Annotated in this window: 12 protein-coding genes; 10 read left to right on the forward strand and 2 right to left on the reverse strand. The window is 66.8% G+C overall.

Going from position 1 to position 15,326, the window contains the following annotated elements; genetic code table 11:
• Complete coding sequence (locus ACN9M2_RS05265; protein ID WP_426287094.1) at positions 1-333, forward strand: hypothetical protein; 333 nt, start codon at positions 1-3, stop codon at positions 331-333.
• Here ACN9M2_RS05265 and ACN9M2_RS05270 read toward each other — a convergent pair.
• Together ACN9M2_RS05270 and gshB are read right to left on the reverse strand one after the other, a co-directional pair.
• On the reverse strand, positions 327-1,187 hold the full coding sequence (locus ACN9M2_RS05270; protein ID WP_426287095.1) for a TonB family protein: 861 nt from the start codon (positions 1,185-1,187) through the stop codon (positions 327-329). The genes ACN9M2_RS05265 and ACN9M2_RS05270 overlap by 7 nt on opposite strands.
• On the reverse strand, positions 1,184-2,125 hold the full coding sequence (gene gshB, locus ACN9M2_RS05275) for a glutathione synthase (protein ID WP_426287096.1): 942 nt from the start codon (positions 2,123-2,125) through the stop codon (positions 1,184-1,186). The genes ACN9M2_RS05270 and gshB overlap by 4 nt, the downstream gene beginning before the upstream one ends.
• A 312-nt stretch (positions 2,126-2,437) precedes the next feature.
• Here gshB and pilG point away from each other — a divergent pair, with 312 nt between their 5' ends.
• The 9 genes from pilG to ACN9M2_RS05320 all read left to right on the forward strand — a co-directional run bounded on the left by pilG (position 2,438) and on the right by ACN9M2_RS05320 (position 15,210).
• Entirely contained in the window at positions 2,438-2,794 is a 357-nt protein-coding gene (pilG, locus tag ACN9M2_RS05280) for a twitching motility response regulator PilG (RefSeq protein WP_371022263.1), read from the forward strand.
• 36 nt (positions 2,795-2,830) lie between these two features.
• Positions 2,831-3,205: a response regulator gene (locus ACN9M2_RS05285; RefSeq protein WP_306851614.1), complete on the forward strand. Its 375-nt coding sequence runs from the start codon at positions 2,831-2,833 to the stop codon at positions 3,203-3,205.
• Positions 3,206-3,212: 7 nt separating this feature from the next.
• Complete coding sequence (locus tag ACN9M2_RS05290; protein ID WP_426287097.1) at positions 3,213-3,758, forward strand: chemotaxis protein CheW; 546 nt, start codon at positions 3,213-3,215, stop codon at positions 3,756-3,758.
• Positions 3,759-3,934: 176 nt separating this feature from the next.
• Positions 3,935-5,974 carry a methyl-accepting chemotaxis protein gene (locus ACN9M2_RS05295; protein ID WP_371022111.1) on the forward strand — a complete coding sequence of 680 codons (2,040 nt, stop codon included), beginning with the start codon at positions 3,935-3,937 and terminating at the stop codon, positions 5,972-5,974.
• A gap of 4 nt (positions 5,975-5,978) precedes the next feature.
• On the forward strand, positions 5,979-12,125 hold the full coding sequence (locus tag ACN9M2_RS05300) for an Hpt domain-containing protein (protein ID WP_426287098.1): 6,147 nt from the start codon (positions 5,979-5,981) through the stop codon (positions 12,123-12,125).
• Positions 12,118-13,836 carry a chemotaxis protein CheB gene (locus ACN9M2_RS05305; protein WP_426287099.1) on the forward strand — a complete coding sequence of 573 codons (1,719 nt, stop codon included), beginning with the start codon at positions 12,118-12,120 and terminating at the stop codon, positions 13,834-13,836. Before ACN9M2_RS05300 ends, ACN9M2_RS05305 begins: the two co-directional genes overlap by 8 nt.
• Complete coding sequence (locus tag ACN9M2_RS05310) at positions 13,833-14,303, forward strand: chemotaxis protein CheW (protein WP_426287100.1); 471 nt, start codon at positions 13,833-13,835, stop codon at positions 14,301-14,303. Before ACN9M2_RS05305 ends, ACN9M2_RS05310 begins: the two co-directional genes overlap by 4 nt.
• A gap of 57 nt (positions 14,304-14,360) precedes the next feature.
• Positions 14,361-14,558 (forward strand): hemin uptake protein HemP, encoded by a 198-nt coding sequence (hemP, locus tag ACN9M2_RS05315; protein WP_306851602.1) that lies wholly within the window; start codon positions 14,361-14,363, stop codon positions 14,556-14,558.
• Between the two features lie 91 nt (positions 14,559-14,649).
• On the forward strand, positions 14,650-15,210 hold the full coding sequence (locus tag ACN9M2_RS05320) for a hypothetical protein (protein WP_426287101.1): 561 nt from the start codon (positions 14,650-14,652) through the stop codon (positions 15,208-15,210).
• Positions 15,211-15,326: the final 116 nt, after the last annotated feature.

Here is a 15,326-nt window from a genome sequence, read left to right on the forward strand (position 1 = left end):
GTGAGAAAAGTAATGTTTATCAAGGGTTTCGTGCTGATTTCTGCCGGCTTCGCCGGGGCCGCGGCGGCCTCCGCGCCGGGCGCCTGGAAGGGCTACGACCAACGGCTGACCAGCGCCTGCATCGCGGCCAGTGGCTTGAAGGACGCGAAGCCGGTGGGCGGTCCGATCCGGTACGACGACCGGGTGCCGGTCACGGCGCTGGTGCTGGCCGGGCGTTACCCGCAGAAGCACATGAACAACCGCCCGGGGCGGGAGTTGTGCGTGTGGGACCGGAAGGCGGGGAAAGCGTATGTGAGCGAGGCGGACCAGTTGTTGCCGGCGATGGGTCAGTAGTTGCGCAGCACGTTCCCCGGCAGGAACTGCCAGGTGCGCGTGATGTACAACTCGTCCACCCGGGTCTTGTCCGAAGGCAGGGCGGGGAAGGGCGCGGCGAGGCGGACGATACGCTGGGCGGCATCGTCGAGCAGCTTCTGTCCGGAACTCTTGATCACGTCCATGCTCTTGATCGATCCGTCGCGGTTCAGGCCCACGGTAAGCACCAGTTCGCCATGCAGCCCCTGGCGGCGCGCCTCGTCGGGATAGTTGAGGTTGCCCACGCGTTCCACGCGGCCGACCCAGCCCTTCATGTAGGCGGCGTAGACATACTCGCGCGTGTTCGAGGAGATGAATTTCTTCTTCGGGCGCTTCGCGTACGCCTGCGACTGGTCGCGGACCTCGGCCGCCAGCTTCGCCATTTCCAGCTTGCGCTGCACCTCGTCGTCCGAGACGGGCAGGGGCCGTTCCTTTTGCTCGGTCTGCTCGCGCTTGGTATCGACCGCGAAAGCCGTTTCGCCGGAGGTGGTGAGGAGTTGGTCCGGGGTGGCCTCGCGCGGCGTGGGCGCACGGGCCTCGGTGGGCTCGGCCGCGTCGCCGGGGTTGCGCGTGGGCAGCGGGCCTGAAGCGCGTTCCGACGGACGTGCGGCCTTGTCCCGGTCGCCACCGCCCGAATTGTTGGCCTGGGCGAGGAAGTCGGCCTTGTCCGGCGCCTCCTGGTTGGCGACGTCCACGAGGGTGACGTCGAGCGTGGGAACGCTCGGTTTGGGCTTCTTCGCCTCGAAGGTGATGCCGAGGATGACGACACCGTGCAGCAGCAGCGAGAACAGCAGGGTCGCGCCGAACAGGTCGGCGCCGGTGGTGCGGGTCGTCATCGGGCCTCGATCGCGTCGAACATCAGCCCCGCGATGTTAATGCCGAAGCGGGCGTCAAGCTCGCGCACGCCTGTCGGAGATGTGACGTTGATCTCGGTCAGGTAGTCGCCGATCACGTCCAGGCCCACGAAGCGCAGCCCCCGGCGGACCAGTTCCGGCCCGACCTGGGCGGCGATCCAGCGGTCGCGGTCGGACAGGGCGATGCCCTCGCCCTTGCCGCCGGCGGCGAGGTTGCCGCGGAACTCGTCGCCTTGGGGGATGCGGGCCAGCGCGTAGGGCACCGGCTCGCCGTCGATCAGCAGGATGCGCTTGTCACCGGCGGTGATCTCGGGGATGTACTTCTGCGCGATGGCGAAATGGCGGGCGCCGTCCAGCAGGGTCTCGAGCATGGAATTGAGGTTGCTGTCACCGGCCTTGACGCGGAATATCCCGCGCCCGCCCATGCCGTCCAACGGTTTCAGCACGGCCTCGCCATGGCTGGCGACGAACTGCTTCAGTTCGTCCCGATCGCGCGAGACCAGGGTCGGCACGATGCATTGCGGGAAATCGAGGGCGAACAGCTTCTCGTTGCAGTCGCGCAGCGAGCGCGGGTCGTTCACCACCTTGCAGCCCGCTCGCTGGGCGCGCTCCAGCACCATGGTGTCGTAGATGAACTGGGAGTCGACCGGGGGGTCCTTGCGCGCCAGGACGATGTCGATCTCCCCCAGCGGGCGCCACACCGGTTCGCCGAGGGCGAACCAGCCGGACGGGTCCTCCTTCACGGTGAGCGGGCGCAGGCGTGCCCATGCCTCGCCATCGCGCAGGGCGAGGTCGCCCTGTTCCATGTACAGCAGGGCGTGCCCGCGGCGGGAGGCCTCCAGCAGCATGGCGAAGGTGGTGTCCTTGGCGATCTTGATGGCGCGGATGGGGTCCATCAGGACGGCGACGGAGAGCGGCATGGAGGTGTCCCGGTAGGCAGGAAAGGTGCCAAGTCTAGTCAAGGCGGGCAGAATTGGGGCGAATTCGGCAGGCGGAACTTTTCCTTTAAGAACAATTCATCTTGACGGCGCCCCGGCCAACCATTAAACAGCGGACGGGAGGAACGCCGAAGAGCGGACCGCTGGAGCCATGGGTTCCGGACATCGACCTGGCGCACGGAATAGTCGGCACGAAACCGGCTATCCTGCGACGGGATTTGCGGTTTTTTTGCGTGGCACGGGGGCGCAGTGAACGAAAACGGACGTGGTAACGACCTGACCGGATTGCGGGTCATGGTCATCGACGATTCGAAAACCATCCGACGCACGGCCGAGACCCTGCTGAAGAAGGAAGGCTGCGACGTACTCACCGCAGTCGACGGTTTCGAGGCCCTGGCCAAGATTTCCGACCAGAAGCCGAACATCATCTTCGTCGACATCATGATGCCGCGCCTGGATGGCTACCAGACCTGCGCACTGATCAAGAACAACGCCCAGTTCCGCGGCACGCCGGTGATCATGCTGTCCTCCAAGGACGGCCTGTTCGACAAGGCCCGTGGCCGCATCGTGGGCGCGGAGCAGTACCTCACCAAGCCGTTCACCCGCGACGAACTACTCGGCGCGATCCATCGGTACGCGAAGGCGAACTGACCGAACACCACCGCTAGACGACGTCCAGGGGGACGTGTGGCAAACATTCTCATCATCGACGACTCGCCCACCGACGTCCGCGTGTTCACCACGCTGCTCGAGAAGGCGGGTTTCTCCGTTTCCAGCGTCGACAACGCCGAGGCCGGCCTCGATCGCATCCGTGCGAACAAGCCCGACCTGGTGATCATGGACGTGATCATGCCGGGCATGAACGGCTTCCAGGCCACCCGCACGCTGAGCCGGGACCCGGCGACGGCGGACGTGCCCGTGGTGATGATCACGACCAAGTCGATGGAAACCGACAGGGTGTGGGGCCTGCGCCAGGGCGCCAAGGCGTTCATCACCAAGCCGGTGAACGAAAAGGAGCTGCTCTCGACCATCGCCAGCCTCCTGCCGAACAAGACGCATTGAGGGCGCCATGAGCGAGAACGCCTCACTTACGCCTTTCGAACTCCTCGCCCGCTACGAGAGGGCATGTCTGGCCCATTCGGCCGACGCGCCCGAACGCGTGGACGGCCTGGGCCTATGGCGAGGCATCGGCTTCCGCGTGGGGCGCCGAGCCTTCGTCAGCGGCATCGAGGAAATCAACGAATTGCTGGCCGTGCCGCCGTTGACCAACGTGCCGGGCACGCAGCCGTGGCTGATGGGCGTGGCCAACGTGCGCGGCAACCTGGTGCCGGCGATCGACCTCGGACGGTTCCTGTTCGACGAACGCACTCCGTCGTCGGAGCGCACGCGCTTGCTGCTCGTGCGCCAGCATGGCGGCACGGTGGGCCTGCTGGTGGATGAGGTATTCGGCCAGCGTACGATGGACGAGGCACAGCGGGGCATGGGCGAGGAAGAGCACGATCCGCGGCTGGCGCGCTTCGTCGCGGAGAACGTGCAATTGGGTGAGCAGAGCTTCGGCTTGTTCAGCATGAGCCGGCTGGTTCGTGCGCCGGATTTCAGGCAAGCGGCGTTGTAAGACGCCTCATTGGGGGAGGGGGACGGCCGGGTGGCCGGCTCCTGACAGGATAGGCGGAGACGGCACGGCCGGCTTCGCGATGGGAACGGAGGGGCGGTCAGCGCGACCGCTTCGTCTTGCCGGCGGCCTCGTCGAGGCGCCGGTGGCTAGCTTTGCCAGGTTTGGGTGAGGTGGATATGAGTACGACAGCAGGCGGCGCAGGCCGGGAACGTGGGTACACGATCGTCATCGTGTTCCTTCTCCTGGCGATCGGTTTGGCGTCGGTCGACTTCTGGTGGCTGAACAACAAGAACGGCGAGGACCGCGAGGCCATCGCGCTGACGACCCAGGTGCAGGTGCTTTCGCAGCAGACCGCGAAGTACGCACTGGAGGCGTCGGACGGCAATCGCGATTCGTTCCGTGAGTTGTCGGCCACGCGAAACACGATCGATTCGGCCGTGCAGCGCCTGGTCAAGGGCGACGACAAGACCGGCATGCCGGCCTATGCGGACGCCAGCGCCAACGCCGCGCCCGCCGGTCGCGCGATCGGCGCCCTGGCCAACGCCTGGCACCAGCTCGACGCGGACATCGGCAAGATCCTTTCCAACAAGGACCTCGTGCTGTCCTCGGGCGAACGCGCCGACTTGTTCTCCAAGCAGATGCCGCTGCTGAACGCGCGCACCGACGAGGTGTTGAACATCGTCCAGCAAAAGAACGCCTCGGTGGAACAGACCTTCACCATCGCGCGCTGGATGCTGATGGCCGACCGCATGATCCGCCGCGTGCAGGAGATCCTGCAGGGTGGTGACGGTGCCCAGTCGGCGGCGGATGGCCTGTCCCGCGACGCGCAGCTCTATGGTGCGGTGTTGAAGGGCCTGATCGACGGCAATCCGGACGGCGGCGTGCGTGCCATCAGCGATGCCAACGCGCGCAAGATCCTCGAAGGCATGCAGACCTCCTGGACGGAGCTGGTCGATCCGGTCGGCCAGCTGGTGACCGCCTCGCCGAACCTGCAGGACGTGAAGCGCGCCGGCAACCAGGCTTCCCTCGACTCCCAGACGGTGCTGCTCCGCGCCAACGAATCGGCCGAGCAGATCGCCAAGCTGCCGCTGACCCGCCTGTTCCCGAACGTGTGGTGGGGCCTGCTAGGCGCCATCGGCGCGGTGCTCTTCGCGCTGTTGCTGGTCTACAACCTGGTGCGCGACCAGCGCCGCCGCTTCGAGACCACCTCCGACCTGAACCAGCGTAACCAGACCGCGATCATGCGCTTGCTGGACGAGATGGGCACGCTCGCCGAAGGCGACCTGACCATCAAGGCCACCGTCACCGAGGACATCACGGGCGCCATCGCGGACGCCATGAACTCCGCCGTCGACGAGATGCGCAACCTCGTCACTACGATCAACGAGACCGCGGTACGCGTCTCCGCGGCGGCGCAGGAGACCCAGGCCACCGCCATGCACCTCGCCGACGCGGCGGAGCAGCAAGCGCAGCAGATCACCTCGGCCACGTCCGCGATCAACCAGATCGCCACCTCGATGGATACGGTGTCGAAGGACTCCGCCGAATCGGCCGACGTGGCCCAGCGCTCGGTGCAGATCGCTTCGCGCGGGGCGGAAGTGGTGCGCGAGACGATCCAGGGCATGGACTCCATCCGTGACCAGATCCAGGAGACGTCCAAGCGCATCAAGCGCCTGGGTGAGTCGTCGCAGGAAATCGGCTCGATCGTGGAACTCATCAACGACATCGCCGAGCAGACCAACATCCTCGCCTTGAACGCGGCCATCCAGGCGGCATCGGCCGGCGAGGCGGGCCGCGGTTTCGCGGTGGTCGCGGACGAAGTGCAGCGCCTCGCCGAGCGCTCGGCGAGCGCGACCAAGCGAATCGAAACCCTGGTCCAGACCATTCAGTCCGATACCAACGAAGCGGTCAGTTCGATGGAACAGACCACCGCCGAGGTGGTCGCGGGCGCACGACTGGCCGAGGACGCAGGTACCGCGCTGGGCGACATCGAGCGCGTCTCGAACGACCTGTCGGCGCTCATTCAGAACATCTCCGCGGCGGCACGCCAGCAGTCCGCGGCGGCGACCGACACCTCGGCGACGATGAACGTCATCCAGGAGATCACCTCGCAGACATCGCTGGGTGCCAGCCAGACCGCCGAGTCCATCGGCAACCTGGCCCAGCTCGCGAACGACTTGCGCCTGTCCGTCGCGAACTTCAAGCTGCCGGGCTAATGCAGTGAGACTTCAAGACCATACCGATTTCACCACGCTGCACTGGGTCAAGGCCGAGCTCGACGACGCCCTGTCCAAGGCACGCCAGGCCCTCGAGTCGTACGTCGAGGACTCGCGCGACGCCTATGTCATGCACACCTGCGCGGCGGACCTGCACCAGGTCCACGGCACGTTGCGTATGGTCGAGCTCTATGGCGCCGCGATGGTCGTCGGCGAAATGGAGCAGTTGGTCGCCGCGCTGATCGACAACCGCGTCGTCCACCGCGACGATGCCTATGCCGCGCTGATGCGCGGCATGATGCAGATGCCCGATTATCTGGAGCGCCTGCAGAGCGGTCACCGCGACGTGCCCATCGTGCTGTTGCCGCTGCTCAACGACCTGCGCGAAAGCCGGGGCGAGCAGTCGCTGCACGAGTCCGCCCTGTTCACGCCCAACCTCGACACCATGCTTCCGGCAACGGCGCCTGGCGCCGCCCATCCGGGCGTGGCCGAGGCCCATCGCGCCGAACTGGGCGACCTGCGCGTAAGGTTCCAGCAGCAGTTGCTGGCCTGGTTCCGCGGACAGGGCAACGAACGCCAGTTGCTCGGCATGCGTGCGACGCTCGACAGCCTCGCCGCGCGTTGCTACACGATCGCCGGACGGCGCCTGTGGTGGATTGCCGCCGGCGTGCTGGAGGGCCTGGAGCGCGGCGTGCTGCGCGCCCACGAAAAGGACGTGCGCCAGCTTATCGGTCGCGTCGATCGTTCCATTCGCGAGCTTGTCGATGGCGGTGAGGAAGCGCTGCAGAACGGCGATTCCGACGAACTCGCGCGTAAGCTCCTGTATTACGTCGCCCAGGCCAAGCCGGGCAGCGAACGCATCGAGGAACTGCGCCAGACCTATCGTCTGGACGGCTTGCTGCCGCAGGCCGCCGAGCTCGAACACGCCCGTGGCTCGATGTCCGGGCACAACCGCGCCCTGCTCGACACCGTATCGGCGGCGATCAAGGACGACCTGCTGCGGGTGAAGGAAGCGCTCGACCTGTTCCTGCGCCGTCCCGACGGCGATCCCGCCCAATTGGGCTTGCAGACCGATGTACTCGATCGCGTGGGTGACACGCTGGGCATGCTCGCCCTGGGCGTGCCGCGCCGTGTCGTGGGCGAGCAGCGCCGCATCCTCGGCGAGATCGCCACGGGAGCGCGCGCACCCGACGAGGAGTCGTTGCTCGATGTCGCCGGTGCGCTTCTTTATGTCGAAGCGTCGCTGGACGACCATATCGAACGCCTCGGCGCGGAGGGCGAACATCCTTCGTCGTCGAGCGACCTCGGCCCGGCGCCGCTGCCGCGCAGCGAGGCGCGGCACATCCTGGCCACGCTCATGCGCGAGGCCACCGCGAATACGTCCAGGGTCAAGGACGCGATCGTCGGTTTCGTCGAATCGTCGTGGGACCACGAACAACTCGCTGGCGCGCCCGAATTGATGGCCGAGATCGGCGGTGCGATGCGCATGCTCGGTGCGGCGCGTCCGGCCGAGCTGGCCGACGGTATCGGCCTGTTCATCCATCGTGAATTGCTTGGCGACCGTCGCGTGCCGAACGGTACCCAGATGGATCGCCTGGCCGATGCGCTGGCCGCGCTCGAGTACTACCTCGAAGCCGCGCGCGAGCACCGTGGCGGACTGGAACACATCCTCGACGTGACCCAGCAAAGCCTGGCCGAACTCGGTTACTGGCCGGTGCCGGTGGACGGCGATGGCAACGAAGCGCTCGGCGAGGACGCGCTCGAAGATATCGAGGCGGCAGCCATCGAGCATATCGCCGTGCCGTCGACCAGCGTCGATGTGGGCGAGACGGTATCCAGCTTCGCCGACAGCTTCGATCTCGTGGACGAGCCGCCCACTGATGACGAGGTCGCCATCGCGTCCCGCGATATCGACTTCGCGCCGGCGCCTCCCGCGGCCGCTGGCGAGGAAGACTGGATCGAGATCGAGGAAGAAGTCGAACAGGACGTCGGCGGCCACGGCATGGCCGAGTTCGCCGGCTTCCAGATCACCGTGGATGGGATCGACGACGAGATTCGCGAGATCTTCCTCGAAGAAACCGATGAGGAAATCGCCAATCTCCGCGCCGGCCTGGGCCACTGGTTGACCGACCCCGAGCGCAGCGACGCGCTGGTGCCCATCCGTCGTTCGTTCCATACGCTGAAGGGCTCGGGCCGCCTCGTCGGTGCACGCCTGCTGGGCGAGTTCGCCTGGAAGGTCGAGAACATGCTCAACCGCGTGCTCGACGGTTCGATCGGGCCGCATGAAGGCGTGCAGGCGCTCGTGCGCCATGCCGTCGAGGCGTTGCCGCAACTCAAGGCCGCGCTCGAGGGCGACGCGACGCCCGGCGCGCCGATCGCCGCGATCATGGAAACCGCCGACCGCCTGGCCATGGGCGATGTCGCCTTCGTCGAGGATGTCGCGCGCAGCTCCATCCACCGCGTTCGCAGCAAGGTCAAGCGCCGCGTGCCGCGCGACACCATCGCCGCGGTGCCGACGGCGGGTTTCGCCGCCTATGGCCAGACGCCCGCGCCGGTGGAAGACAGCGCGGCATCGGTGGAGGACGCGTTCAGCGAGCCCGCCTATGTCGCGCCGCCGCTGCCTCCGGTGGATTCGGTCTTGCTGGACATCCTGCGTACCGAAGTGGCGCAGTATCTCAACGTGATTCGCGCCAACCTGGCTCGCGCCGGCGATGGCGAGCTTCATGTGGACGATGCCCTGCTGCGCGCCGTGCATACGCTGCACGGTGCGATCGGCATGGTCGACATCCCCGTGTTGATCCAGGTGCTCGCCCCTCTGGAAGGCCTGGTCAAGCGCGTGCGCGCCACGGGCTTGCCGTTGAGCAAGGACGGTGTCGACGCGCTGACCGACACGGCCGACCTGGTCGATCACGTGATGGAGCAGTTCGACGCGCCCGACCCGCGCGTGCCTGATGTCGCGTCGCTGGCCGCGCGCATCGTTGCCCTGCGCGACGAGCAGCCGGAAGCGACGGTCGCGCACATCCTGTACGAGCCCGATCCGCTGCCGCTCGAGGACGAACTCGTCGAGGGCTCGCAGCCCGACGGCGCGGGCGCCGTCGACGCGTTCACGGAAACGGCGGAAGCCTACCTGCCGGAGTCGGCTGAAGAGACGAGCGTTCCGTCGCTCGACGAAGCATTGATCGCGGAGGAGATCGCGGAAGAAGAAGGCGAGCTTCCGGTGATCGAGCTGGCGCCGGTCGAGCCGGTCGGTGGCGACGACGACTTCACCGCCGAGCTGCTGGCTTCTCTGGAGAACTTCGAAAACTTCGAGGTCGATAAGCCGGAAGGCGAAGTCAAGCCGATCCTGGCGTTCGACGCCGAAGAAGACGCCGCGTGGCGTGCGCTGGTGGGCGAGGGCTCTGGCGAGCCATCGCTGCCGCAGCCGATGACGCATGACGGCGAGGTGCTGCATACGGACGATGGGCTGGTCGAACCGCTCGTCTTCGAAGAAGAGATCGACGAGACGGTGTCGGAGGAGGAGGGGTTCGTTGCGGACGAGTTGCTCGCTCCGCAGGAATCGCCGACAGGGTCGGCTCCCACCGAGCCTGCCGAAGCCGGGGTTCCCACCGAACCCGTCGTCGAAGCCGAGCTTCCCGTCGAACCCGAGGGTGTGTTCGAACCGACGGTCATCGAGGACCAGTCGCACGCGGCGTTGGCGGAGCCGGTGCATACGCCGGCCGACGAACCGGTGGCGGCGCTGGTACCGGAGTTGTCGCCTTACGCCGATATCGATCCGGACTTGCTCGAGGTCTTCATCGAGGAAGGACGAGAGATCCTGGATCACGCCGATGCCGCGCTGGCGTCGTGGCGCGCCGAGCCGGAGCAGGCCGAGCACGTGACCGCGCTGCAACGCGACCTGCACACCCTGAAGGGCAGTGCGCGCATGGCCGGCATGGCCGCGGTCGGCGACCTGTCGCATGCGATGGAAGCGCTGCTCGACGCGGTGGCCGGCGGCCAGCGAGAGAGCGATCGTCCCGCCATCGAGGCGACCGAGGCCGGTTTCGACCGCCTGCACGGCATGATCCAGGGCATCGCCCTGGGCAAGCCGATCGCCCTCACCGATGCCGACATCGAACCGTTCGCCCGTCTCGCCGGTGCACCGATCGCACCCGACACGGTCACGGCCGAGGCCTATCGCGAGGAACGCGAAGCCGCGATCGTCGAGTACGCACCGATCCCCGAGCCGACGCACGAGCCGGAGCCAGTGCACGCGATCGAACGCGACCTGCCCGAACTCCTGCCCGAGTTCGAGGAAGAAGAGCTTCAACGCGCCTCGCAGGAACAGATCCGCGTCCGAGCCGACATGCTCGACACGTTGGTCAATCATGCGGGCGAGGTCTCGATCTACCGTTCGCGCCTGGAGCAGCAGACGGCGAGCTTCCGTTCCGCGCTCACCGAGCACGAGCAGACGGTCAGCCGTTTGCGCAGCCAGCTGCGCATGCTCGAGATCGAGACCGAAGCGCAGATCATCGCGCGCTACCACCAGGAGCACCGCGATACCGGCGTGGCGGCCTTCGATCCGCTTGAGCTCGATCGTTTCTCGCAATTGCAGCAGTATTCGCGAGCGCTGGCCGAGTCGGTGTCCGACCTTGTGTCGCTGCAGACCATCCTCGACGAGTTGACCCGTCAGTCCGAGAACCTCCTGCTCCAGCAGCAGCGAGTGAACGCGGAACTGCAGGAAGGCCTCATGCAGACGCGCATGTTGCCGTTCGACGCGATGGTGCCGAACCTGCGCCGTACGCTGCGCCAGGCCGCCTCGGATGTGGGCAAGCGCGCGCAGCTGGTGGTGGAGGGTGCCAACGGCGAAATGGACCGCAACATGCTCGACCGCATCAAGGCGCCGTTCGAGCACATGCTGCGCAATGCCGTCGCACACGGTATCGAACCGCCGGAGGCACGCGAGGCCGCGGGCAAGAACCCGGAGGGCACGGTACGCATCCAGGTGGCCCGCGAAGCCACCGAGGTGGTGGTGCGGCTCTCGGACGACGGTGCCGGCATGGATCGCGATGCGATCCGGGCCAAGGCGATCGAACGCGGCCTGCTGCGTCCGGACGCCCGTGTATCCGACGACCAGATCTTCCAGCTCACCCAGGTTCCCGGTTTCTCCACGGCCGAGAAGGTCACCCAGGTGGCCGGCCGCGGCGTCGGGATGGACGTGGTCGCCAACGAGATCAAGCAGCTTGGCGGCACCCTGGGCATCGAGTCGCAGAAGGGCGCAGGCACCACCTTCGTCATGCGCCTGCCGTTCACCCTCGCGGTGACCCAGGCGTTGATCGTGCGCATCGGCGAGACCAACTTCGCCATTCCGATGACCTCGGTCCATGGCGTGGCCCGCGTGGCGCCGAATGAACTGGCCCACCGCATGGCCGACGCCGAGCCTGGCTTCGAGTACGTGGGCGAGGACTACGGCATCCACGACTTGCCGCAATTGCTCGGCCTGCACGTGGTCTCGACACCGGACGAGGGCGACATTCCGCTCCTGCTCGCACGGTCGGGCGACCTGCGCGCCGCGATCCGTGTCGATGCCGTGCTCGGCTCGCGCGAAATCGTGGTCAAGCCGGTCGGTCCGCAGGTGAGTTCGGTGCCGGGTATCCTCGGCGCGACGATCATGGGCGACGGCTCGGTGCTGATGATTCTCGACCTCGCGCCGCTGGTCCGCCACGGCGTGGCGCGCCGCGCGTTCGAAGCCGAGGCCCTGGTGCCGCACGCACCGCGCGCGCAGGACGAAGTGCGCGTGAAGCCGCTGGTGATGGTGGTCGACGATTCGATCACCATGCGCAAGGTGACCGGCCGTGTGCTTGAGCGCCACGAGTTCGAAGTGATGACGGCGAAGGACGGCGTGGACGCGCTCGAAAAGCTCAACGAGCGCGTGCCTGACCTGATGCTGCTCGACATCGAGATGCCACGCATGGACGGCTATGAGCTGGCGACGCAGATGAAGGCGGACGAACGCCTCGCGGGCGTACCGATCATCATGATCACCTCGCGTACCGGCGACAAGCACCGCCAGCGTGCCTTCGATATCGGCGTGGACCGCTATATCGGCAAGCCATACCAGGAGAACGACCTCATCGTACAGATCAACGACGTGCTCGGAGTCCATCATGGTTGATCGCGAGTCGCGGGTGGCGTTGCTGTTCGATGATGGAAACCTCTCCGCCCACCTGCGTGACGCGCTCGTCGAGCAGGGGGCACGGATCGTCTACGAATCGGATCTCGGTTCGTTCGCGCCCGCCGAGCTGGTCGGTTCATCGGCGAACGTCGTGGTCGTCGATCTGGACGATCCCAGCGACGCCGACCTGGATCGTCTCTACGACACGGTGGAAGGTGGGCATCCGCGCCTCGTTTTCAACGACGCGGATGTCAGCCGCAAACTGGAAGGTTGGGACCGCGCACGCTGGGCCCGCCATCTCGCCGCCAAGCTCGTCGGCGAAATGGCCCAGGACCCGCCGCGCCCTGAAGATGCGCGCGAGATCGAGCCACGCGTCACCGCCATGGCCGGTGTCGCCGCTCCGGTCGAGGTCGTGCTCGACGAACCGCTCGTGGATGACCTGGCGATCACCGGCAGTCACGGCTACCCGGAAACGCCGATGGCCGAGCCCGATGTGGCTACCGCCGTCCCGTCCTACGAGGCGGCGGGCATCGCCGATGAATTCACCGACGAACTGGCGTTCTCCACGCCTTTGTCCGATGCCGACGTGGACGACCTGGGTGCCGACCCGGCCGACCTCGCGGCGGAGCTCGAAGCACTGCTCGCCGATACCGACGGTGCCTCGCTCGACGAGTCCGATGGCCTCGATAGCCTGCCGTCCACGCCGGTCGAGCTGACCGAACTGGCGTCGCTCGACCTGTCCGGCTTCGAAGTGATCGAGGAAGCACCGGCCCCGGTCTCGGTGCCCGAGAACGAATTCGACGCCGGCCGTTTCAGTCTCGAATCCATGGGCGAGACACCGTCGGTGACGGTCGGGGAAAACCCCGCGCCCTTGCAGATCGAAGGGCGCGCGACCGAGTACGTGCCGCCGCCGGTGCCGGAATGGGATCTCGTCGATCACGACACCATCGTGGCCGAGCCGGTGGCACGCGTTGCGCCGACCGACTTCGGCATCGAGACCATCAGCGCCGCCGAATACCTCGCACAGGATGTCGTCGACGACGGCACGCATGGGATCGAAGCGGGCTTCACCCTCGAACTGGTGTCGATGGAAGAAGCGGTGGCTCCGTCTACCGACGGACAGTTCTCCCACGAAATGTTCCTCGAGGCGACGCCGCGCGCCGTGCGCCGGGTAATCGCACTGGCCGGTGCCCGGGAAAGCGAAGCTTCGATCGCCGCCTTCCTTGCCGCGTTGCCCGAGCGCCTGCCTGGGGTCTTGCTCGTGGTGGCACATCACGACGGCGATTCGCGGGCATTCGCTTCGCGCCTGGGCCGCGCGCATGTCGCTGGCGATCGCCCGTACACCGCGCATGGCGAATGCCTCGTCGTGCCGCGCGGTTCACACGTGCAGATCCGCCGCGACGGTAGCGTCACCGTGCGCGAAGATGGTAGCGCCGTCAGCGCGGTGGGGCCTTCGATCGACGGCATCCTCAGCACCATCGCCGGTGGCTTCGGCGCCGACGCGCTGGCGATCGTCTTCGCCGGGCGCGGCAACGACGCCGTCGCCGGTGCGCAGGCGGTGTACGACGCCGGCGGCCGCGTATGGGTCGAGACCGTGCCGCCGGAAGACGAGGCGGGCCATATGGTCGCTGGCATTCGCGAAGAACGCGTGGCGGGTTATGCCGGCGATGTGCGCGCGCTGGCGCAGAAACTGATCGAGGAATTCCCATGAGCGAGCCGTTACCGCGCGAAATCCGCTGCGTCCTGATTCCCAGCGGTGGCGTCCGCTTGCTGTTGCCCAATGCGGCGGTGGCCGAAGTGATCACCCTCGCGGGCGTGGAGCCGGTGGCCGATGCGCCGGCATGGCTGCTTGGCCGTATCGCCTGGCGTGGCTGGAGCATCCCGCTGGTGAATTTCGACCATGTGGCGAGCCTTGCCGACGATGCACCGCCCCAGGCGTCGCGCGTGGCCGTGCTCAAGGCCGTCGGCCATCGCCCGGACATGCCTTACATCGCGGTGCTCACGCACGGTTTCCCGCGCCTGACCACGCTCAACGCGGAACTGCTGCTCCCGACCCACGACGGCCACGAACTGCCGTTCGGCGTTCGCGCTCGCGTGCTGGTGCGCGACGACACGGCCGTGATTCCGGACCTGGAGCAGTTGGAAGAGACCCTCTCGGGAATGCTCGCAGAAGCTTGACTTGCAATTGAGAATCATTATCATCAACTCCGCACCCTCAATCGCGGAGTCCCGATCATGCTGCTTCGAACGCTCCCCCTTTCCGACAACGGCGGCCGCGAAAAGGTCGTCCCGCTTCGTGCCGCGCCGGTGGCTACCCGCCGCATCGAAAGCACGAACCTGCTCGACGGTTCGCGCGAGCTCGTCATCGAGCACCAGGGCAGTGAGTACCACCTGCGCCTGACCCGTAACGACAAGCTGATCCTGACCAAGTAAGCGCAGCTTCTCCCCGACGCCAAGCCACGCGGGTTCTCCCCGGACCGCCCAGCCAGGCATCCCTCGACCGCTTTCGTCACCGGGAGACGCCATGTTTGGCTGGCTCGCATCCTTCGGCGTGCAATCGCGCGCCCGTTCCACCGCCACCACGCGCTGGCTCGCGCTCGCGCCGCGAACCCTGTTCGAGGGGTTGGGCCAGCTTGGCGGCGTGCTCTTCCTCGCCCCGCGCGACGCCTCCTGTAGCGGCCAGGCCGAACCTCGCGGTTGCCTCGTGGAATCCGCCGACCTGGCCCCCTTGCTCGCCACCCATCACGTGGGCCTGACCTGCGCCATCACCGCGGAAGGGCCGCGTGAATGGATGGACTGTGTAAGCGGGCAAGGTCATGTCCTGGCACGCATCTACCTGCTTCCCGACACCGACTATCTCGCCTGGGACGGCTTGTACGCGGATGCCTTGCCTATCGACGAACCCGCGCATCGTGCGCCGGACCGTGAATGGCTGCGTGCCTCCCGTGCCCGCATCCTGTGTTTCACCCGTCGGCGGCTGGCTGGCTTCACCGTGCTTGGCGTCTGCGATGCGTCCATCTCCTCCTTGGGCAGGGGCGTTGCGCGCGATATCGCGGTATCCGAATCGGTGGGCATCGCCGTCTGAGTGGCGTGTCCCGTCCGGCCTGTCCGCGGGCCCGGGTGTCCGGACATTCTGTCCGCGGACACATGCCTTTCGAGAACGAGATGTTATAAGTCGCTGACTGACCTAAGGATTATGGC

Source organism: Luteibacter sp. E-22 (genome assembly GCF_049913125.1).
GTDB lineage: Bacteria > Pseudomonadota > Gammaproteobacteria > Xanthomonadales > Rhodanobacteraceae > Luteibacter.

Bases quoted from the DNA above. Each gene is read 5' to 3' on its own strand.
- ACN9M2_RS05270 (WP_426287095.1), bottom strand. From the start codon at position 1,187: ATGACGACCCGCACCACCGGCGCCGACCTGTTCGGCGCGACCCTGCTG.
- gshB (WP_426287096.1), bottom strand. From the start codon at position 2,125: ATGCCGCTCTCCGTCGCCGTCCTGATGGACCCCATCCGCGCCATCAAG.
- pilG (WP_371022263.1), top strand. From the start codon at position 2,438: ATGGTCATCGACGATTCGAAAACCATCCGACGCACGGCCGAGACCCTG.
- ACN9M2_RS05290 (WP_426287097.1), top strand. From the start codon at position 3,213: ATGAGCGAGAACGCCTCACTTACGCCTTTCGAACTCCTCGCCCGCTAC.
- ACN9M2_RS05295 (WP_371022111.1), top strand. From the start codon at position 3,935: ATGAGTACGACAGCAGGCGGCGCAGGCCGGGAACGTGGGTACACGATC.
- ACN9M2_RS05305 (WP_426287099.1), top strand. From the start codon at position 12,118: ATGGTTGATCGCGAGTCGCGGGTGGCGTTGCTGTTCGATGATGGAAAC.
- ACN9M2_RS05310 (WP_426287100.1), top strand. From the start codon at position 13,833: ATGAGCGAGCCGTTACCGCGCGAAATCCGCTGCGTCCTGATTCCCAGC.
- hemP (WP_306851602.1), top strand. From the start codon at position 14,361: ATGCTGCTTCGAACGCTCCCCCTTTCCGACAACGGCGGCCGCGAAAAG.
- ACN9M2_RS05320 (WP_426287101.1), top strand. From the start codon at position 14,650: ATGTTTGGCTGGCTCGCATCCTTCGGCGTGCAATCGCGCGCCCGTTCC.